This window comes from Fictibacillus barbaricus (assembly GCF_031457135.1).
Classification (GTDB): domain Bacteria; phylum Bacillota; class Bacilli; order Bacillales; family Fictibacillaceae; genus Fictibacillus; species Fictibacillus barbaricus_A.
This window is the reverse complement of sequence record NZ_JAVDWA010000007.1, coordinates 73,052-93,325: the sequence shown is the minus strand read 5'-3', so window position 1 is coordinate 93,325 and position 20,274 is coordinate 73,052. Positions and strand designations below refer to the sequence as shown.

25 protein-coding genes and 1 riboswitch are annotated in these 20,274 nt (G+C 39.0%); of the genes, 8 read left to right on the top strand and 17 right to left on the bottom strand.

Annotation, left to right across the window (positions count from 1 at the left end; all coding sequences use genetic code 11):
• Window positions 1–562 precede the first annotated feature (562 nt).
• Together J2X07_RS16555 and J2X07_RS16550 are read left to right on the top strand one after the other, a co-directional pair.
• Complete coding sequence (locus tag J2X07_RS16555; RefSeq protein ID WP_310261223.1) at window positions 563–763, top strand: DUF3311 domain-containing protein; 201 nt, start codon at window positions 563–565, stop codon at window positions 761–763.
• On the top strand, window positions 764–2,266 hold the full coding sequence (locus tag J2X07_RS16550) for a sodium:solute symporter family protein (RefSeq protein WP_310261220.1): 1,503 nt from the start codon (window positions 764–766) through the stop codon (window positions 2,264–2,266).
• 47 nt (window positions 2,267–2,313) lie between these two features.
• Here the strand turns inward: J2X07_RS16550 and J2X07_RS16545 are convergent, their stop codons facing one another.
• Window positions 2,314–2,757 carry a hypothetical protein gene (locus tag J2X07_RS16545; RefSeq protein ID WP_310261217.1) on the bottom strand — a complete coding sequence of 148 codons (444 nt, stop codon included), beginning with the start codon at window positions 2,755–2,757 and terminating at the stop codon, window positions 2,314–2,316.
• Between the two features lie 12 nt (window positions 2,758–2,769).
• Window positions 2,770–3,207, bottom strand: a complete 438-nt coding sequence (locus tag J2X07_RS16540; protein ID WP_310261214.1) for a LytTR family DNA-binding domain-containing protein — start codon at window positions 3,205–3,207, stop codon at window positions 2,770–2,772.
• A gap of 190 nt (window positions 3,208–3,397) precedes the next feature.
• Between J2X07_RS16540 and J2X07_RS16535 the strand changes: the two genes are divergently transcribed.
• The 4 genes from J2X07_RS16535 (at window position 3,398) to J2X07_RS16520 (ending at window position 6,529) form a co-directional block, all read left to right on the top strand.
• On the top strand, window positions 3,398–4,147 hold the full coding sequence (locus tag J2X07_RS16535) for a ferritin-like domain-containing protein (RefSeq protein ID WP_310261211.1): 750 nt from the start codon (window positions 3,398–3,400) through the stop codon (window positions 4,145–4,147).
• A gap of 177 nt (window positions 4,148–4,324) precedes the next feature.
• On the top strand, window positions 4,325–5,200 hold the full coding sequence (cidR, locus tag J2X07_RS16530) for a cidABC operon transcriptional activator CidR (RefSeq protein ID WP_310261209.1): 876 nt from the start codon (window positions 4,325–4,327) through the stop codon (window positions 5,198–5,200).
• Between the two features lie 421 nt (window positions 5,201–5,621).
• On the top strand, window positions 5,622–6,158 hold the full coding sequence (locus J2X07_RS16525; RefSeq protein WP_310261206.1) for an acyl-CoA thioesterase: 537 nt from the start codon (window positions 5,622–5,624) through the stop codon (window positions 6,156–6,158).
• The gene (locus J2X07_RS16520) at window positions 6,155–6,529 is read left to right on the top strand and encodes a hypothetical protein (RefSeq protein WP_310261205.1); all 375 of its coding nucleotides are present in this window, start codon (window positions 6,155–6,157) and stop codon (window positions 6,527–6,529) included. The genes J2X07_RS16525 and J2X07_RS16520 overlap by 4 nt, the downstream gene beginning before the upstream one ends.
• 155 nt (window positions 6,530–6,684) lie before the next feature.
• Here the strand turns inward: J2X07_RS16520 and J2X07_RS16515 are convergent, their stop codons facing one another.
• From J2X07_RS16515 to J2X07_RS16470, 10 genes are all read right to left on the bottom strand, one after another.
• Window positions 6,685–7,173 (bottom strand): acyl-CoA thioesterase, encoded by a 489-nt coding sequence (locus J2X07_RS16515; protein ID WP_310261203.1) that lies wholly within the window; start codon window positions 7,171–7,173, stop codon window positions 6,685–6,687.
• A gap of 199 nt (window positions 7,174–7,372) precedes the next feature.
• Window positions 7,373–7,552: riboswitch (cobalamin riboswitch) on the bottom strand.
• Between the two features lie 48 nt (window positions 7,553–7,600).
• Window positions 7,601–9,130: an MFS transporter gene (locus J2X07_RS16510; RefSeq protein ID WP_310261201.1), complete on the bottom strand. Its 1,530-nt coding sequence runs from the start codon at window positions 9,128–9,130 to the stop codon at window positions 7,601–7,603.
• 149 nt (window positions 9,131–9,279) lie between these two features.
• Complete coding sequence (locus J2X07_RS16505; protein ID WP_310261198.1) at window positions 9,280–10,377, bottom strand: threonine aldolase family protein; 1,098 nt, start codon at window positions 10,375–10,377, stop codon at window positions 9,280–9,282.
• Between the two features lie 14 nt (window positions 10,378–10,391).
• Window positions 10,392–10,658 (bottom strand): zinc ribbon domain-containing protein, encoded by a 267-nt coding sequence (locus J2X07_RS16500; protein ID WP_310261197.1) that lies wholly within the window; start codon window positions 10,656–10,658, stop codon window positions 10,392–10,394.
• Window positions 10,659–10,738: 80 nt separating this feature from the next.
• Window positions 10,739–11,449: a hypothetical protein gene (locus J2X07_RS16495; RefSeq protein WP_310261194.1), complete on the bottom strand. Its 711-nt coding sequence runs from the start codon at window positions 11,447–11,449 to the stop codon at window positions 10,739–10,741.
• Window positions 11,446–12,189, bottom strand: a complete 744-nt coding sequence (locus J2X07_RS16490) for a hypothetical protein (RefSeq protein ID WP_310261192.1) — start codon at window positions 12,187–12,189, stop codon at window positions 11,446–11,448. Before J2X07_RS16490 ends, J2X07_RS16495 begins: the two co-directional genes overlap by 4 nt.
• A complete protein-coding gene (locus J2X07_RS16485; protein ID WP_310261190.1) occupies window positions 12,176–13,072 on the bottom strand; it encodes an ABC transporter ATP-binding protein in 897 nt (298 codons plus the stop codon). The genes J2X07_RS16490 and J2X07_RS16485 overlap by 14 nt, the downstream gene beginning before the upstream one ends.
• Window positions 13,069–13,455, bottom strand: a complete 387-nt coding sequence (locus J2X07_RS16480; RefSeq protein WP_310261189.1) for a GntR family transcriptional regulator — start codon at window positions 13,453–13,455, stop codon at window positions 13,069–13,071. The genes J2X07_RS16485 and J2X07_RS16480 overlap by 4 nt, the downstream gene beginning before the upstream one ends.
• Window positions 13,456–13,819: 364 nt before the next feature.
• On the bottom strand, window positions 13,820–14,635 hold the full coding sequence (locus tag J2X07_RS16475) for a CPBP family intramembrane glutamic endopeptidase (protein WP_310261187.1): 816 nt from the start codon (window positions 14,633–14,635) through the stop codon (window positions 13,820–13,822).
• A 21-nt stretch (window positions 14,636–14,656) separates the two neighbouring features.
• Complete coding sequence (locus tag J2X07_RS16470; protein ID WP_310261185.1) at window positions 14,657–14,965, bottom strand: inner-membrane translocator; 309 nt, start codon at window positions 14,963–14,965, stop codon at window positions 14,657–14,659.
• Between the two features lie 189 nt (window positions 14,966–15,154).
• Between J2X07_RS16470 and J2X07_RS16465 the strand changes: the two genes are divergently transcribed.
• Complete coding sequence (locus tag J2X07_RS16465) at window positions 15,155–16,495, top strand: GntP family permease (protein ID WP_310261182.1); 1,341 nt, start codon at window positions 15,155–15,157, stop codon at window positions 16,493–16,495.
• Between the two features lie 38 nt (window positions 16,496–16,533).
• Here J2X07_RS16465 and J2X07_RS16460 read toward each other — a convergent pair whose 3' ends face one another.
• On the bottom strand, window positions 16,534–17,133 hold the full coding sequence (locus J2X07_RS16460; RefSeq protein ID WP_310261179.1) for an SAM-dependent methyltransferase: 600 nt from the start codon (window positions 17,131–17,133) through the stop codon (window positions 16,534–16,536).
• 158 nt (window positions 17,134–17,291) lie between these two features.
• Between J2X07_RS16460 and J2X07_RS16455 the strand changes: the two genes are divergently transcribed.
• Entirely contained in the window at window positions 17,292–17,729 is a 438-nt protein-coding gene (locus J2X07_RS16455) for a DUF4871 domain-containing protein (RefSeq protein ID WP_310261176.1), read from the top strand.
• 67 nt (window positions 17,730–17,796) lie between these two features.
• On the opposite strand, the gene J2X07_RS16450 is transcribed toward J2X07_RS16455, so the two are convergent.
• The 4 genes from J2X07_RS16450 to J2X07_RS16435 form a co-directional block, all read right to left on the bottom strand.
• Window positions 17,797–18,009, bottom strand: a complete 213-nt coding sequence (locus tag J2X07_RS16450) for a hypothetical protein (RefSeq protein ID WP_310261173.1) — start codon at window positions 18,007–18,009, stop codon at window positions 17,797–17,799.
• A gap of 123 nt (window positions 18,010–18,132) precedes the next feature.
• A complete protein-coding gene (locus tag J2X07_RS16445) occupies window positions 18,133–19,296 on the bottom strand; it encodes an iron-containing alcohol dehydrogenase (RefSeq protein WP_310261171.1) in 1,164 nt (387 codons plus the stop codon).
• Window positions 19,297–19,349: 53 nt separating this feature from the next.
• Window positions 19,350–19,481 carry a hypothetical protein gene (locus tag J2X07_RS16440; RefSeq protein WP_310261169.1) on the bottom strand — a complete coding sequence of 44 codons (132 nt, stop codon included), beginning with the start codon at window positions 19,479–19,481 and terminating at the stop codon, window positions 19,350–19,352.
• Between the two features lie 143 nt (window positions 19,482–19,624).
• Window positions 19,625–20,206: a vWA domain-containing protein gene (locus J2X07_RS16435; protein ID WP_310261166.1), complete on the bottom strand. Its 582-nt coding sequence runs from the start codon at window positions 20,204–20,206 to the stop codon at window positions 19,625–19,627.
• Window positions 20,207–20,274: the final 68 nt, after the last annotated feature.

Sequence of the window (20,274 nt, the reverse complement as noted above, 5' to 3'; positions counted from 1 at the left end):
CATATTATTGCTAGAGAGACCCCGCAGGTGCAAAACGCCATGGAGGTTCACCGCACACCCCGCGGAAATCGAGTATCCTGGAGCGAAAATCGATCACTTACAAGACCAACAAAGTATGCGAAAACAGCCTTTTCGAATGATAGATGCATGGGTAACGGTCCATAAGCAACAATCTTTTAAAAATGCTGTTTTCTAAAAGATTGTTGTTTTTTTATTGTCTTCTTTGACAGTTGATTGGAGTAGAAGGTGTGAGACTCCTGCAGGACAGGCGGGCAGGTGAGACACTTATACGTGAAACGTACGAATGTGGCTCACCGTCTGCCCTGCGGAAAGCGAGCAACTGAAACGGAAATCAACTACTTGTAAAAGCAACAATGAATAACGAAAACAGCCATTAGAAAAACATTCCAGAAAGAACCCGATACTTCTTCTCTATCCAATTCACCACAAAAATAAATTAAATATTTTAAAAATTTACTAAATTACCCTTGTCCCGGTCTTTTAAAGCTGTTATGATTATGAACATTCTATTTCCAAAACATCTCAGAAGGAGCGCAGCACAATGAAAAAATTATCCATGATCTTATTAATCGTTCTTCCTTTTTTAGCCCAGCTCGTCGTTTTACCTTTCGTAAACCGGATTGATCCTATCATCCTCGGGTTGCCGTTTTTACAGTTCTGGCTCTTTTTATGGATTGTGTTAACTCCTTTATGCACATTAGGAATCTATCAACTTCAGAAATCACAAGGAGGCTTGGAATAAATGCAGCAGGGAAATCTTACAGCACTATCTATCACTATTTTTATCATCTTAACTGTCGTATTGATCGGATTTCTTGCAGGCAGGGACAAAGCTACCCGCAGTTCTGTTGAAGAATGGTCCGTTGGTGGAAGACGTTTCGGCGGTCTGCTTGTGTGGTTTTTAGTCGGGGCAGATCTTTATACAGCCTATACATTCCTTGGGTTAACCTCCACGGCATATACTGCAGGTAGTCTCGCTTTCTTCGCGATTCCCTATTCCGTACTGGCTTACTTTATCTCCTACTTTTTCCTTCCAAAACTTTGGAAAGTGGCCAATCATCATAAATTGACGACTTTGGCAGACTACGCGCGAGAACGTTTTGACAGCAAGCTGCTATCATCGCTTATCGCCATCGTTGGCGTACTCATGCTAATTCCTTACATTTGTCTGCAGCTCAGCGGAATTCAAGACACGCTGCAAGTGGCAGGGACAGGCTTTATTAATGTAAAAGTGGTCGTCATCACTTCGTTTGTTCTCGTTGCTCTTTATACATTTTTCAGCGGTATAAAAGGACCGACATATACAGCGATCATTAAGGATATTCTTGTGTGGGCAATCATGCTATTTATGGTTGTATCACTGCCAATCATGCATTTCGGCGGCTGGAATCCGATGGTGGACAAAATTGTAAATGAAGCACCACAGCTTTTAACAATTCCCAATGCTGGTCCTAAAGGCATTCCTTGGTTCATCACAGCATCATTTGTTTCTGCCCTTGCTCTATTCATGTGGGCGCATGCGGCTACAGGGGTTTTCACCGCTAAAAGTGCGGACGCTATCCGGAAAAACGCCATGTTTTTACCGCTTTATAATATCGTATTGATTCTTGTTGTCTTTCTTGGCTTTATCGCATTTCTCGTACTGCCGAAGGGGACAGACCCCCGTTTCGCATTGTTGTCATTGATCCAGACATCTTATGGAGGAGTAGCCCAAGGGCTCGCGTATTCAACAATCGCGCTTGCTTCACTCATTCCGTGTTCTATCATGGCAATCGGGGCATCTAACTTATTTGCAAATAACATTTACCGTGATCTAATCAATCCGAAAGTAAAAGGTGCTAAACTGACGATGATCACACGCGGCATGGTATTCGTCGTTATCGGACTCGCCCTTCTTTTCGGACTCGTATTCCCGCAGGCACTCGTATCACTCCAGCTTTTAGGCGTTTCCGGAATGGTCCAGATCTTCCCGGCGATCGTGATCAGCCTGTTTTGGAAAAATCAATCAAGAGAAGCGACCATCATCGGTTTGTTAGTCGGACTAGCCGTAACGTTTACCGTATATGCGACAGGCACTTCTCTAGGAATTTATGAAGGATTCTGGGGACTGATGGCAAACTTTTCAAGCATTGTCGTCTTGAACCCGCTTTTCGTAAAAAAGGCGAAAGCATCTACAAATTCGGTGAAGAATTACTTGTTTAAAGACAAAAAGAAGAAATTAGAACTAGTACGAAAAGGCGCATAAAAAAAGAGGATGGTCATTTCTGAGCCATCCTCTTTACTTTTATTAGTTTATTCGGCTTGATTTTGCTCCCGATAGTGCAGCATTTTTTTATTGAATTTCATCCCCAACACTTTAAAATAAATCGAAAATCCAAAGATTCCTCCTGCGAAAATGATATGATACAGAATCAGCATTTGGTAAAACATTTTACTGCCGAATTTGAACCAGTCAAACAGTTGGGACATCCCGAACAAGACAGCTCCTAGCAGTACATATTGCAAAAGCACTTTACTTACTGCAGACATTTTTAGCTTTCGATCTTCATTCCAAAACAAGTAGTTCAAGCAAGTTATAAAAAAGCTTAAGAACAGAAATTGTACGATGATCTCAAACGAAATATCGCTAGCTCCCATCATATAACCGACAATCACGTAAATAATAATGGCAGCTGAGAAAAACAGCCCAGCCATTGTTTTAAAAACAAGAATGGATTCCGTTATTTTATTCCACATGTCTTTTCCTCCCTAAAATCCTAGTTTTTCTTTTAAAACAGGCACATACTGACGGGACACCATCATGTTTTCACCATTCTCCAGTGTGACTTCTACTTTGCCCCCTAGCCGGGGTGTGATCGTTTTAATTTTATCCAAATTTAGTATGGTTGCTTTTGTAGCTCTGAAATAAGTTCCGTCACCAAACATCTCTTCGATTTGATAAAGCCTCATCGAAATCTCATATACATTTTGCTTTGTATAAGCAAAGTTCTTTTTATCAACCGATTCAAAGTAATAAATATCATCTGGCAACAATAAAAAGATTTTCCCATCTAACGTCCCTAATACCTTTTTCTCAAGTGACCGTATTGATGTCAGTACCTTTATGACTTCTTCATTCATCTCTTTGCACTTAACGATGATCTCCATTTCATCTGAATCTTGCTCTTCGATAATGGTTAACTTCATCTCGCGTCCCCTTCCTTTCAAGGACTTAATTAGCTTGTGTCCCCAGTATATGACAGCATACTCTGCCCGTAAATCCGCTTTTAACTCACCTGCATAAAGAAGTTCCTAAGTTGCAAATACAACGGAAAAAAGAACAATTAATAGGCTTTTGCATAGACTATTGCGACATTATTTTTTTGGAGGTAAAAAAATGAGCTATCCAGGTATGGGTTCACAACAACAGCCACATCAACAGCAGCAAAGTAGTATGCAAATGTATCAGCAGCAAGCTCTTCAGCGGTCACTGGCTTTAATCAAAGAAGCGGTAGAAGGTGAAATGGAAGATCGTTTGTTTTATACCTACTTAATAAAAGAGGCGCCTACAAAAGAACAAAAACAGATTATCGCTTCGATCCGTGATGATGAAATTGGGCATAACCGGATGTTCAGGCAAATTTATAAAGACATAACCGGCCAAGATATCCAAGTTCCAACAGATGTTCAATTTGAAAAGCCGAAGACATATAAAGAAGGATTAGTAAAAGCACTTTTCGGCGAACTTAAAGCAGTTGAGAAATACCGTGTGATTAGGCAAGGTCTTCCGAATGAGTATTACCGTGACATTCTGTTTAACATTATTACCGATGAAATCAAGCACAGCGCTAAATATAACTATTTGATCACGATCAACCAAAATACAAGGGTTACTGAAACTGAAACACAGACAATGAGCGGTCCTGATCAGCTTGTGATGTATATTGAACCTCTTGTTCAAGAGGCACTAAAAGAAGTAAATGAAGGAATCAATCTGACACACCTGTTCCAGGAATATATTTTAGCCGGTGTATTAGTTGGCGATGGCTACACGCCAGAAGAAGCCATCAAAACGGTAGAAAAATGGGAGAAAACCGGTGAATCGCAGCTGTTAGTAAAGAGCAAAAAACTGGGTCAGCAAAGGTAAATATGGATCAGACGCAGCCATCAGCAAAACCGACTGGTGGCTATGTTCGAAGCCTCAATAACTAGATAATTAATCAGCCTGAAAATAAAGGCTGATTTTTTTTGAATTCGTATAAACTAAGAAATTCTGATAAGCTACATACTAATATGAACAAGATCCTTAAGTGCAGGTGTAAACATGGACATTAAACAATTGCAATACTTTATCGAGGTTGCCAAATACAATAGCTTTACCCGTGCGGCAGAACAGCTTTTCATCACACAGCCAACGATAAGCAAAATGATCAAAAACTTAGAGGATGAGCTCGGGTTGACCCTTTTTAATCGGTCCCGAAAAAAATTAATATTAACGGATGCAGGCAAAATCATTTATGAACAGGCAAAACTCGTTGATAAAGCCTTTCATAACATTGAAACGGAAATGGATAATCTACTTGAACTAAAAAAAGGGCATATCCGAATCGGTCTGCCACCAATCTTTGACCCGACTCTTTTTCCCAAACTAGTCGGAAGTTTTCATGAAAAATATCCGGCGATCAGCTTTGAATTAATGGAAAGCGGATCGAAAAAAATTGAAGAAGACGTTGAAAACCACCAGCTTGATATCGGTGTTGTTGTTCTCCCTACAAACAACAAAGTCTTTGAGTATTTTTCATTTATGGAAGAAGATTTCAGGCTGATTATTCATCCTGACCACAAACTGGCCGATCAGGAAGAAGTGAATTTATCTCAGCTAAGTGAGGAATCCTTTATCATCTTTAATAAAGACTTTGCTCTGCATGACCGGATTATTTCTTCCTGTAACCAAGCAGGCTTTAATCCGCATATCATTTCAGAAAGCTCGCAATGGTCGTTCATTGAGGAAATGGTTGCATGTAAACTTGGGGTATCCCTCTTACCCGAAAGCATCTGTCGTCACCTCACTCAAAAAGTAAGAACGATTAAAGTCGTTAATCCTTCAATCAGCTGGAATCTGGCGATTATCTGGAACAAAGATCAGTACTTGTCTTATGCCGCAAAAGAATGGCTTCGTTTTACGAAAGAGCAGCTTTAAAAAAAATATTATTTTATTAAAACCCTTTTATTAAAACTCCAGAAATGGCAGTATTCTATACTGCCATTTCTGGGGTTTGTTTGGCATTCGGGGTCATTGAGTGTCAGCTCAAACCGGGAAATAGTACGTAATCGAAAATTAGAAAGCAAGATAGCGAAATTTAGCATAGTTAAATGGAGAAAACTCACCTAAACAAATCCTAAAAAACAAAAAAGGAAATAAATTGTTGGGGGTCTGTCCCCATATTCCATGGTGGTGTAAGCATTTACATAGATGAAAGCTATGTTCTTAATGAAAAATCGCAATTTTACTTCATGTTTGACTGGGCGTAAACTTGCAATGTAAATGAGATGCATATGTAAAAATCAGCCAAGCATCCATTATCAATATTTCGATTCCACATCTTGAAAGGAGAGATACTATGGAAACGAAACTAGCTAGAGAAAGCCGTATTATCAATACTGACCAGGTGATGTCCCTGGATTTAAATAATTACAATACACTATTTGGCGGAGTTTTGATGAGAAAGCTCGATAACAACGCAACGTTATCTGCCAGAAGACACGCAAGAGTTAAAGAATGTGTAACAGCATCTACAGACTCAATCGACTTTTTGCATCCGATCCACCAAACTGACTCTGTTTGCATTGAATCCTTCGTATCTTATACAGGTAAGAGTTCAATGGAAATCTTCTGCAAGGTTATTGCTGAAGATATGATGACCGGTGAAAGGAGAATAGCAGCAACAGCATTTTTAACATTCGTTGCCCTTGGCGAAGACAAAAAGCCAGTTGAAGTCCCGCAAGTTATTCCTGAAACAGAAGAGGAAAAATTCTTATTTGAAACGGCAAAAGAAAGAGCAGAAGTACGTAAGTCTAGAAGAAAGAAAAGCAAGGAATTAGCTGAAGTTATTTCACTTAAAAAACCTTGGGATATGAAAGAGGAGGTATTTGCGTGATCACTTTATGCAGCCAGAGCGAATTAAAAGAAGCACAAAACGCTATGAAAAAACTAGAACAATCTTACCCTGAACTATTCGAAAAATTATTAGACGTTATCAACCTTACACGTGCGATGCAATTAACTTATCAATACATGGGAAGCTTGATCATGAATGAAGATCCCGGCAACTCACACCCTCAATTTATCTATCGATCCGTTCTTCGTCTTTATAAAAAAGAAATTCATAAATTAACTGACGATAAAGATATTGAGGCACTACGAAATACATTTAATGAATTCCAGCATACTGGCTATGCAAGACTCAGCCAACTAGCTTTAGGTAAAACACCTGAATCATTAGCTGGCAGCACTGCGATTATTCATTAATAAAGGTAAACCGATCTATAAAATAAATCGACAAATGCCAAACTCCTTCCTTTTTTTATTGTTTCTGAAATCAGCACATCTGGCATAAATGCTGCTTTTCAAACAATGCAAAAACCCTGAGTCCGGTTCCCCAACTGGACTCAGGGTTTTTCTTTTTAAAGTGGTTTATCATATTGATTCACATTTTTGTAAAATAATCGTTTTTCCTTTCTTAGCTGTGCATTCTGAAACAGCGTTACTTCTTCATCAGTCTCAGGAATCACACTTGGAACAGGTGTTGGAGAGCCTTCAACATCGATCGCTACCATCGTTAGTATTGAAGTTGTATTCAGAGTACGGTTTCCTGTCTCTAAATTCTGGCATTCAACTTTTACATATACCTCCATAGATGTTCTGCCTGTTGAAATAACGACACCTTCTAATATTAAAATATCTCCCACTTTTGCAGAGGATAAAAAGTTTACATTATCGATTGAAGCCGTTACAACAACCTTTTGACTGTGCTTCATCGCGGAGATTGCAGCGATTTCATCTATATATGATAAAACCGTTCCACCGAAAATCGTTCCCATGTGGTTCGTGTCAGGCGGCAACACCAATTTTGTCTGAATCGTTCTTGAAATGTTTGATGATAATTGTTTCATCCATTACCTCATTCCAGGAGTTAATTACTCCTATTTTTTAGTAGGAGTTGGGATGTAACGACTTATATAAAGTAACAAAAAAACTCCATCACAATGGACGGAGTTAAAATTATTAATAAAACGGAAGAATACTTAATAGACAGAAATACTCTGCAGCAATTAAAAATCCTTCGTCTTATCTTCCCAACTCCCGAAGAAGATCAACGCGATAAAAATGGCAGGTCTCCTGACTCGTGCTTCATTCTACTTTAAGCCCTTCCCATCTTCAGACAGTGGATTTCGCTTATTTTGTCAGCACTTACAGTTGCGGGTACAGTTCTGGCTTCACACCAGATTCCCTATTAAGTCTGTAATAGACACCATGATTATTAGTATTTGATTATTACTATTTTATTGTGCTGTGCCTTAAATGACAAGCTGCAAGCTATTAGCTCGCTGCTTTTCCGGTTTCCTCAGCAGTTTGGCGCATTACGTAGCGGTCTCCTCCAACGAAGAAGGCTACCACTAATCCGATACATCCTGCAACGAGGGCTAAAATAAATCCGTGATGAAGTGCCGTTTCGAGTGCACCTCTCATGAAATCCACTAATTGCGGAGGAATGTTTGCATTTTTTTGCATTAAGACTTCCGGTTTCGCCATTTTACCAATCTGATCGGCAGGCATTTTAGAAGTGGCTGCAAAATCGAGCATTTTTTCTTTTAAGTCGTTGTTAACAATCGTTGCTGTAATAGCAGCTCCCATTACACCGCCAATACTGCGCCAAAAACCAACGACTGATGAAGCAATTCCCATGTATTTCATGTCCACTGACTGCGCAACAGCGTTCTGCGATACACTCATAAGCGGTCCTAGTACAACAAGACCCATTGCAATCATGACAAGCGTAACCGTCCATTTAGCTGTTTCGTGTGTGATGCTGCCTAACATATATGCTTCAAAAATGCCCATACCCATTGAGATAATCATAATCGTTCTAAACGGAACTTTCGTGCAAAGGAATCCTCCAATAATAGCTCCGACCATGATCGGAAACATCATTGGTGTTAATACACCATTTGAATTTTCATTCCCCATAACCGCGACAGATAAAATCGGCAGGTACGTGATAGCAGAGAACATGATTGCTCCTTGGCAGAATACAACGATACTTGTGCCAAGAACCATTTTATTTTTAAAGATTTCAAGCGGTAAAATCGGTTCCGCTGCCTTCGTTTCAACCCATAAAAACAGTGCAATCGCAGCAGCCGCCCCACTAAACATGGAAATGATCTGAACCGAATCCCATGCGTAATCTTTTCCGCCCCATTCCAGACCGAGGAGCAGCAGGACTGTCGATGTAATCAAGAGCAGTGTTCCAAGATAATCTACTTTTGGCTTCTTATCAGACTTGGATTCTTTTAACGCGAATGTTAAAGCAATGATGGAGAGAATGCCAAACGGCACGTTGACATAAAAACACCATCTCCAACCTAACCATGAAGCTTCAGAAATCCATGTACCAATTTGCGGTCCTAATACTGACGAGATACCGAATATCCCTGCAAAAATCCCAGACATTTTTGCCGCTTGCTTCGGACTTGTCGAAACCGAATAAATAATTGTAAACGAAATTGGAAAAATAGCTCCAGATCCAATCCCCTGAATTACACGATAAGCAATCAATTGATCGATGTTTTGAGCCGTTCCGCTTAAAGCAGATCCGATTAAAAATAGGCTGATTCCAATCAAATAAAATAATTTACGTCCGAATAAATCGCTCATTTTACCGAAAACAAGCATCGTACTTGTCGCAGCCAGCATGTAAGCCGTAAAGATCCAGCTCATCTTTTCAAACCCGCCTATATCCTGAATAACCTGGCTGATGCTTGCTGATACGATTGTATTATCAAGAGATGACATAAAAAGTCCCAGCGCCATAGCCAGGATAACAAATGGCATTCTTTTATTTTGTTCCATACGCACTCACTTCTTCCCCGTTTTTTTACAAATCCACTAAAATAGAATACCATGATATTTATAAAAAACAACAAAATATGGAAGTGTTTTTCCGACAAATGATGCAAAAAATACCATCGAACAATCGATGGTATTTTGATCAATTTATTTTATTTTATAACCCCTGATAATTTCTCGTTAAGATGCTGAAATGCCGCATTCAACTGATCTTTAGGAACTTCATTATATTGATCTCCAATACTTACTTCAAAATAACATTCTTTCTCACTAACTTCTCTCAGATGACCCGTTAACCCGATTCCTGATTCTCTGTAGATATCTACAAGAATAGGCTCAACTTTTTCCTTTGGCCATTGAAAATGAACATGAAACATATTAGAAACCGGTTGTATGGGAACTGTAGAAACATCAGTACATTGATTATAAAGTGCAGCAAGCTCTTTGGCCCCTTCATAATATTGCTCCATTTTATTGATCCGCTGCTCAAAATAATAATCCCCGCTGATGATATAAGGATATAGGCTGATCAAGTCACCGCCATGGCGTCTTTTCCAAATTTTCGATTCATCTGTAAAGGACTTATCACCTGCTAAAATCGCTCCTGCTACGCCGCCAATTCCTTTATAAAACGATACATAAACACTATCAAAGAGTGCACAAACTTCAACTGCCGACTTTTCGTAATAGGGAAGAATTTCAAACAGTCGAGCGCCATCCAAGTGCAGCTTGATTCCTTTTTTACGGCAATAAATGGATATCGATTCAATTGTTTCGTAATCTGGCAGCTGACCGCCAATCTCACGCTGAGGAAGCTCTAACAGCAAACAAGAAATCTCCTCATTCAAGTTCATTACATCGTCTAGCGTGATTATTGTATTTTTATCCGCGAGCAAAATCGGTTCGATCTGATGCAGTTCCTTCAATCCATCTTCTTCATGAATCTCTAAATGACATAAAGGATGGTAGGCGACTTTTTTTATCCCTTTTTGATCACACCAAATTCGCAATGCAATCTGCTGTGCCATCGTTCCGCTAGGGAAAAAGATTGCTGATTCTTTTCCTAAATAAGCAGCCATTTTGTCCTGAAAATCTTCTATTATTTTCCCTTCGCCGTACATATCACTATCTTGCTGGCCATCTATTGTTTTCAATGCTTCCTTCAATATATCGACGTTCCTTTTACCATGACTCGTTACCTGGTAGTTTGTTTCCTTGTATGCTTCTAGCAGCATATTATTCTCACTCAAAAAAACGCCTCCCTTTATTGATTTTTCCAGCGATCCAGCTTGTGTATGTTACGAGTGAACATTCCCGTTAGGAATCTTGGGAAACCGAACTCCGCTAACTTCCCTTTCACTCTTTCTCTCATCTGATCAACTGTCAGTTCTGGAGCCGTAAACGCACCATTTATATAACAATGACTGCAATAGGTTTTGCTGATTTCTCCGTTTTTTTCAGTTCCTCCGCCTTTTTCATCACGCGCAAGCGGCATTCCGCAGCTTTGACAGTTTTTGTTTATCTTAGACATATGTATTTTCTCCTTAAAACATTTTATCCTACTAAAAAATTCGAGACAGAGAGCCGGAACCCTCTGTCGTAGTAAATAATTTAATTCACTGGATGGTAATCTCCAGTGATCTGAACATTTTTAGGAACTTTCAAATACAAAATATCGATTCCAAAGATTCCATAACTTTCATGATTAAATACAGTTGGTTTCCCTGAAAACTGATCAAACGAAAAGGCTGTTGAAAATTTTGCGAATTTCACTTCTTTTGCATCAGGATTTCCAATTATTAATGAGGAATGATTTAAATGAATAGTTGGAGATGAAATTTTATCAGTTACATCAATACCATCTACAATCGCTTTACCTACATAATAGATCCCCTGAATTTCTCTTGCATTCGTTTTTTCTACAAGAATCGATGGGCTAAAGTTATCTGGGTTACGTAATGAAAAAGTTAATGCTTTCTCATTAAACGGAAATGACCAGCTCTTTTTCTTAATCAAGGCACCTTTAAATTCTTGTTCTTTAAATCTCCCATTACTTATAGATCCATAAATACTATCCTGAACTTTTTGAATCTTATCCACTTCTGATTTACTTAAACTTTTTCCCGCCGTGTTCCTGTCGATAGGCAAGAGGAATGATAATACTGTAGCTATTATTAGAATGACTGCGTAACTTCCAACAATCCATTTTGTTTTTTTAACACCCATAACAGGTTTTTTCTTTTTGGGCTTGAATGCAAAAAGTATTCCTGATAACAATAAAACGACGACGATAATCGGCACAATGGCAAGCAATAGACTCATGGTCTAACCTCCAGTTTTTTGGAGATTATAATTGCAAATCCATACATTAAAGCAGAAGCCGCTAAAATTTTTAAAATGAATAATCCAAAAGAAGACTCATTTCCAAAAAATTTTATTACATGAGGAATCATCGATTGTTCTTTTCCCAGGCCATCAGCAATTACAGCTCCAAAAAAAAGAACGGGCAGCACAAAAATAAATAGTCTGCTAATTTGGATGAGCGATCCAATGAAATAACCTATACTTGTGAAAAAGAAAATATATAGGATCGTTCCGCTTATTCCTTTTAAGTTTTGAATGATTGTTAACTGCTCAAACATAACAGACTCTGAATTCACGCTGTAAATATATAGGACCTGAATGAAATGAGTACATAATAGAACGGTAATCCCAGCAAATATGCTAGCCGACAAAAGAAATAGAAGGTTAGAAGTATGAGTGGTTCCCCGGTTGGTAATAAACGAATAATCATCATAACGGTAGGCTTTAGATGTAATAATAATTGCTGTTATTAAACCCCAAATCATCGTAAATATAAGAATCATACTGCCAGAATAATAATTTAAACTATACGAAAAAGTTGAACTACCTCCTCCACTCATTCCTGTACCATTAAACGAAAATAAGATAGCAATGATTTGGATAACAATAAGCGATGTAAACACACCCATATACGACTGCAGTTTATATTGGTATTGTTTTTTCACAATATCCCAAGCATTCACCTCAGCTAAATACATGGTCAATACCTCCTGTAGTTTTGCTCGTTAAATACAAGCATAAATTATCAATAGAAACAGCTGTAAGCTCCAAACCTGACTCTTCAGCCTTTTCCAACTCTTTTTGTGAACCATCCTTTTTTATCACCACATACGTGCTGTCTGTTCCTATACTCTGTTCAAAAATAATATCTTTCCCAGAAAGGACCTCATCCACAATAGCCGTTTTCCCGCTTATTCCAACGGCGTATTCTTTCAGATCTTCCACCGGCATATGCAGGCATTTTTCTCCTTCTTTTATAAGCAATATATCTTCTAAAAGGTCTTCCACTTCTTCAACCAGATGGCTCGATAAAATTATCGATCTTGGATGTGCGAGATAGTCTTTTAGAACCGCACGGTAAAAATCTTTTCTCACGCCAGAATCCATACCGCTTGTCGGTTCATCAAAAATAGTAAGCGGACATCTGGCTGCCAAACCTACGATCATGTTAAACGTGCTTTTCATCCCTTTTGATAGATTTCCGTGACGGATATTAGGATTAAACGAAAAATAATCAAATAGACGATCAGCGAGTTTCTGGTCCCAGTATGGATAAAAACTTCCAGCAGTAATCAATAGTTCTTTAAGGCTTAACGCTGGGGGAAAGCTCATTTCATTGTCGATAAAAATAGAGTTTGCTGAAACTTTCAAGTTATTAAAAGGCGTTTCCTCAAACACCTTAATTTCACCTGATGAATGATGAAGAAAACCAGCCATTATTTTTAAAAGTGTTGTCTTTCCTGCCCCATTGCGTCCGATCAAACCAGTAATTTTATTCTCTTCTATAGAAAACGAAAGGTTATTGAGCGCATTAGATCTGCCATACACTTTCGTAAGGTCTTTGCATTCCACTACCTTCATTGCTCTTCCCCCTTTATTTTGACGTGCATTTGCTGAATCATATTTACGAGTTCTTCTTTTGAAACTTGGAGCTGTATGGCTTCTTTTACAAGTTCATGAACCATGTCATGGAGCTTTGTACTTTTTCTTTTCTTCAAAATGATTTCTCTAGCATCTGTGGCTACAAACATTCCCAACCCTCGCTTTTTATACAGAACGTTTTCGTCTGCCAATATATTGATTCCCTTGGCAGCTGTTGCTGGATTAATATTGAACATTTCGGCTAACTGATACTGCGAGTAAATTTTTTCATCCGATGTTATCGTTTCATTTATGATTTCAGTTTCAAGCCATTCTGCAATCTGCATATAGATAGGCGTAATACTGTTAGAATTCAAAATCAAGCTGCGTCACCTCCGATACACTACCTTAGTACATTACTCTTGTAATGTACTATATATTACCAATATATGCAAATTTTATTTTTATGGTTCGAAAAATGGCTTTTTTTTTAAAATTGTTGCTTTTGGATCGTACTATTCCTTCTCATCATTGGTAAGTTAATTGGAGTGCAAGGTGCGAGACTCCTACGGGATCAGTGTGACAGGTGAGACCCCGCAGGTGCAGAGCGCCAGGGAGGCTCACCGCACACCCCGCGGAAAACGAGCATCCTGAAACGGAATTTAACCACTTTCAAGAACAACAAAGTATGCGAAGACTGAAAAAAAGACACCTTCTATAAAAGAAGCTGCCTGTTAAACTTTCATTTTATTGTTCAATGACCTGATTTTCATACACCAACGGAGCTGGCTGCCAGTTCTTTTTTAGGAACGGCACAATCCACAGCAACGCAATGATCGTACATAGTAGTGCCACGATCATTGTCGGATACAAAGGCGGTGCAGAAAGGTTGCCTGAATAATTGCCTTCATCTATAAAAGAATATATATCTCCGCAAGCAACAACCGCATTATAAAAAGCATGTACGATAATGGTAGTGATCAAACTATTAGATTTGATATATAAAATGCAGAGAATAATACCAAACATGGCTGCTCCAAAAACGTTCGTAAAGTGCATCACTCCAAAAATGAATGATGAAAAAATAATCCCTTTATTTACGCCGAACTTATAAGTTAGTCTCCCTAAAACAAATCCTCTAAATATTATTTCTTCACAAACTGGGGCTATAATGACTAAATTTATCATATTAAAAATGAAGAATCCTAGTGATACCTCTTTTGGTTGACTAGGCAAAATCATATTTTCTGCTTCGGGGAATAAAAATAGGATGGCGGCGATAACTAATAACAGCATACCAACTGCAAAAACAAGTGTCATAACAACAGATGCCATCAGAGTTGTCTTTTTTATGGGAAAAGGTTTAGGAAAGAAATGGCGTAAGGATTGTCCGTCTTTCTTCAACTTACTGTTAAACCACCACAGTGGAATGAAATATAAAATAATAAGCAAAAGCAGATTCGTACTGTATTTAAAATCAGGAACAAAAAAAGAAAGAACAAAAGAGAGAACAACCCAGCCAACCAGGTACCTTGCCTTTGAACGCTCAAAAACGTTATCCATAAACTTCCTCCCCAGGTTTTTCTATAATTCCTTTTGCTGCCCACCTTTTACATATTTTCTGAGTGCTAAAACAAGACTGCCGATCAAAATAACGATACCGTTTACAAAGGTAACGAATCCGACGAAAAAGCCGCCGTAGCCTGCACCTTGCCCCGCATCTGTATTATGAAGCAATAATGCACCTGTAATAAAAGCAAAAATAGGTGCTAAAACAAGAACGGCGAGACCGGAAACGAACAGCTTAAGTTGACCGCTTTTATGCAGATAAACCACTGAATAATTAAGTACCAAAATAATGAGCAAAAACGTCCACAAAATGATACTTTCCATTTTCATCCCCCAAAATTAAGGCTTATTGTTTAGTTTATCCTATTGGTAACATATGTAAAACAATTCTTTACTATTAATCTCTAAAAGAGGTTGGACTTTGCCACTTAATATACTAAACTTGTAGAAACTCCTCAGGAAGAATACCCTGAATGGCTGCACATTATAAAAACTTACTGGAGGGTACACATCATGCTATTTATTGTTTTATTGATTGGTGTTTTACTGGTTGTAATCGCTGCCACGAAGTTTAAGCTGCACCCGTTTTTATCCTTAATTCTTGGAACATTCTTTGTCGGAATGTCTAGCGGCATGCCTTTAATGAAAATTGTTGAAAACGTTAACACGGGATTCGGAGATCTAATGGGAGGAATTGGTCTTGTCATTGTTTTCGGAACGATCATCGGGACCATTCTTGAAAAGTCAGGAGCTGCACTTCGAATGGCAGAAGTTGTACTCCGTGTTGTTGGACCTAAACGACCCCAGCTCGCCATGAGTTTGATCGGGTATATCGTTTCCATTCCTGTTTTTTGTGATTCAGGATTTGTTATTTTATCCTCTTTAAGAAAGGCGCTCGCTAACCGGGCAAAAGTTGCTGTCGCCTCCATGTCTGTCGCGCTGGCTACTGGATTATATGCGACACACACTCTCGTACCCCCAACACCAGGACCAATCGCTGCTGCGGGAAACATTGGCGCAGGCAGCTTCTTAGGAACAGTTATCTTAATCGGACTTATTACAGCCATCCCCGCGACAATTGCCGGTTATTTTTGGGCGACAAAAGTGGCCAATAAAATTGAAGTGGAAGATGATGGTGAAGAAATAAACTACGAAGATATCGTAAAGTCATTTGGAAAGATGCCTTCTACTTTTCTTTCCTTTCTACCGATTGTTTTGCCGATCGTATTGATTGGTATCGGCTCCATCGTAACTTATCTGGGAGTAAAAGGAGGTCTCGCAAGCTTTTTTCTTTTCTTAGGAAGTCCGCTTGTCGCACTTCTTGCAGGCGTAATCGCAGCGTTCGCTCTACTGCCGAAATACAATGAAGAAACGATGACAAAGTGGGTTGGAGAAGCACTGCTTGATGCCGCTCCAATTTTATTAATTACGGGAGCAGGCGGTGCTTTTGGCGGGGTCATCAAAAATACAGGCATCGCAGATATGATTCAAAGCTGGTCGCTTGGTGATGTATTTAGCGGAGCATTGTTCTTAATCGTTCCATTCTTGATCGCCGCTGCTCTAAAAACGGCTCAAGGATCATCTACTGCAGCACTTGTTATTACGTCTTCCCTCATTGCCCCGATGCTTCCTGGCCTTGAAATTGAAGGGGCCGTTCCTCTAGCACTTGTCGTAATGGCCGTCGGTGCTGGAGCGATGACAGTCAGCCACGTGAATGACAGCTTCTTTTGGGTCGTAACCGAGTTTACCGGAATGAAAGTGACCGACGCGTATAAAGCACAAACGATGGCAACCTTGCTGCAAGGATTCGTGACGATCGTGTTTGCTATGATTTTGTGGGTTGTGCTCGTTTAAAAAGGAAAAACAGAGAGTTCAACATGACTCTCTGTTTTTTATGCTGCCAGTCGATAAATTAAAAAACGCTCATATGGATTTTTTTCATAAAGATTTGGGATTTTTATCTCTTCTGTTTGTTCAAAGGCCGTCTGGTATTCGAGAAACTGCAGATACTCTTCTGAACCGTAATATAAGATGAGTTCTACATCGCGCGGGGCTTGTTCGACCGATATTAATATATGATTGATGACCTTCATAAACACCTGTACGGAGAACGGATTGAAAAAATAAAACACATTATCTGAAGCAGCAATGCGGTACTCTTCTGCCAGACAGCAATGAAAATGAATTTTATCTTTCTTCTTTTTTACATAGTTCATTTGGTTTAAGAGGGCTTCGTTATAAAAAGATTCATTCATCTCAATACCCGTAACTGTTGCATTGAAATGATAATGAATATAAAAATTCAGCCTTCCCTTGCCGCATCCAAAATCGACGACATGATCGCTGCTTTTTATTTCATAATGATGAAAAAGAGTTTCTAATGCATGATAGGGCGTTGGTTCATAACGGTTGTAATGTGCAGAATCATTGAACCCTTTTTGGAATTCCTCAGTATGTATGTTCAGTAATTTATCATATTGTTGTTCGATCATGGGGTTCACTCCTAATCAACTTCAGCTCAATAAAAATAAAGAGCTATTATCGCTCTCTATTTTATATACCAGTTTTTTAGCCTGACTTAAACTTTTTATTTAAAAGCAGGAATTTAGATATCCATGTGGTAAATTTTAGAAAAGGAGGATTTGTTAAAATGAAGGGATTTCTACAAGTACTTCTAATCCTTTTCCTTACTGCTTGTACGCAAGAAGAAAAATGGAAAGGGTGGCAAGAGAGCCCCTTATTTAAAGCCGATAAATCTACGATGATTGGTGAAAAAGGTAAAATCGGATTTTTATACGATGACTCGGAAGCGGTTCGTTTTTATCCACGCAAAGAAAATAAATACATGTGGCACCTGTGGGGCTCCAAAGACTTACCTGGCAAAACCTTTAAAGTGAAAGCTACGTCACAGGAAACAGGCCAAGAAATAACCGTTGTTGAATCCATACTATTTGGAGCCCACAATGGAGCAGATGCGCATTTACCTTCAATAATGTCATTGCCTCGCTCAGGTATGTGGAAGCTAGATGGTTATGTTGATAATAAACGGTTTAGTACTATAGTTGTTCAAGTTCATAAAAAGAAATAAAAAATAGGATACCAACTCAGTTGCGAATCGGTATCCTATTTAATTTTCCAGTCCACGATACTTAATTTCAATCTTCCTTCGCTCCATCTTCAGCAATGGCTCTTAAATCTGTATAGAAAAACTCATCATTACATAGCGGAGAATGCTCTTTTTCGTCCTTATCATACTTATTGACGATTTCTTTTAATTCACCAGTGTCACCTTTTGCGTTTATGATTTCAACAAGTTCGTTCATACCGTCAGATGCTTCTTGGTTTTCTCTTTCTTCTTTATCTTTCATATATATCCCTCCTATAGTTTTTTATCTTCCCCAAAACGGAAATAATTACCCTGAATAAAAAGAAAAGCCCCTGTTTCTACAGGGACTTCTAAACCGTCTTTTACACACAGTTATGAATCTTAATTATAAAGAACGCTTTAAAATGTCACGAACGCTGTCACGATCCATTTCTTTATACGTTCCAACACCTGGCTTGATAAATGTTTTCTCAACCATCGCATCAAACTCGCTGTCATCAATATTATAATCGCTTAATTTGTTTGGCGCTCCTAACGAGTTCCAGAAATCTCTCAGTGCTTTTGCTCCTTCTTTTGCTGCCTCTATGTCTGATTTGTTATCTGGTGAAATACCGAAAACATTAACCGCCAGCTGTTTCACACGAGAAGGATCTTCTTCTAACACATGTTCTAGCCAGTTCGGGAAAAGAATCGCCAGTCCGCCACCATGGGGGATATCGTAAACCGCTGAAATCGCATGCTCGATTCGGTGTGTAGCCCAGTCACCGCCATCTGTTCCATTCGAAAGTGTCCCGTTGAATGCCGTTGTACTCACATACATCATCGTTTCACGGTGTTCAAACGACTCTAAATCTTCAAGTAATTTCGGTCCTGTCGCAATGGCCGTTCTTAGCAATGATTCGATAAATCCATCGATCATTGGAGTGTTTTCCGTACGGTGGAAATAACTTTCTAAAGCATGAGACATGCTATCCACAATGCCATAGACGGTTTGGTCACGAGGAACTGAGAATGTGTAGCTCGGATCTAATATTGAAAACGTTGGATAAACAAGAGGAGAACCCCAGCCTAACTTATCTTTTGTTTCCCAGTTTGTAATCACAGATATCGAGTTCATTTCAGAACCAGTTGCAGCCAGTGTAAGTACCGTACCGAATGGAAGAGCGTTCTCAATTGGTGCTTTTTGCGTGATTAGATCCCACGTGTCTCCATCGTATTTAGCTCCTGCAGAAATGGCTTTTGTACAGTCGATGACACTGCCTCCGCCTACAGCGAGTATGAAATCAATCTTTTCCGTTTTACAGATGTCTACTCCTTTACGGACCGTAGTTAAACGCGGATTCGGCTCAACACCTGACAATTCGAAAATAGTAGCCCCCGCTTTGTTTAATTCCACAATGACATCTTCATATACGCCATTTTTCTTGATGCTTCCTCCACCATAAACGACAAGGACATTTAAACCTTTATCTAAGAAATTAGAAATTTGCTGTACTTCACCTTTGCCGAAAAATAGTTTTGTAGGATTGTATTGTAAGAATGTATTCATAGTGCACCTCATTTATTTTAAAGATATCAACTATTTTAGCATGGCCCATAAAATTATGGTTTTATAACGACTTGAATAAAAAGCTTTTTCACAGAGTTGAATGCTCCATGACAGATGTTAATCTCCACTGCAGTGGCTCGCTTTCCGCGGGGTGTGCGGTGAGCCCATTCGTCTCTTTGCGACATTGAATGGTCTCTCCTGTCCCACTGATCCCACAGGAGTCTCGCCCTTCCGTTCCAATTAACTTTTCAAAGAAGAGTTTCAGCGTATTTGTGAGATTAAGAAAAAGACAGAAAGCTTCTGAGCTTTCTATCTCTGTCCTTGTCAATTATGTTCTTTTCATCGTTACGGCTTCACACATGACATTATACATTTCTTCAACACCGTCTTCAGTTGCTTCAAAATTAAACGCATTATCCATTTGGATCCCGATGCTCTCAGCTTCCTTTATAGCATCAATATTAGCTCCCATGAAAATGAACTCCCAGCTGTATTTTTCTTGTTGGTGCTTGATAAGCTGCTGCACTTTTTCATAATTGAATTCACTGCTCGCATTTTCCATACCGTCTGTTGTAATGACGAATATCACCTTGCCAGGTTTTTGCTCCTCATTTGTGTTCGATAATCTGTAGCCAACGTCTAATATCGTTTTCCCTACTGCATCAAGAAGAGCAGTAGTCCCTCTTACGTAATAATCTTTATCTGTCAGCTTCGCTTTTTTGGCTTCAATACCGTTCCATAAGATTTCATACTGGTTATCAAAAAGCACCGTTGTTAAGAGTGTTTCCCCATCCAGTTCGCACTGCTTTTCGATAAAAGCATTAAACCCGCCAATCGTATCCTGTTCCAACCCTGACATAGACCCGCTTCGATCCAGCAAAAAGACAATCTCCGTTAAGTTTTTATTCATAATCTTCATCCTCCAAAATGTTTGTCATGCTATAATAATAGCGAGGATTATCCATTATTTGGTCGCCT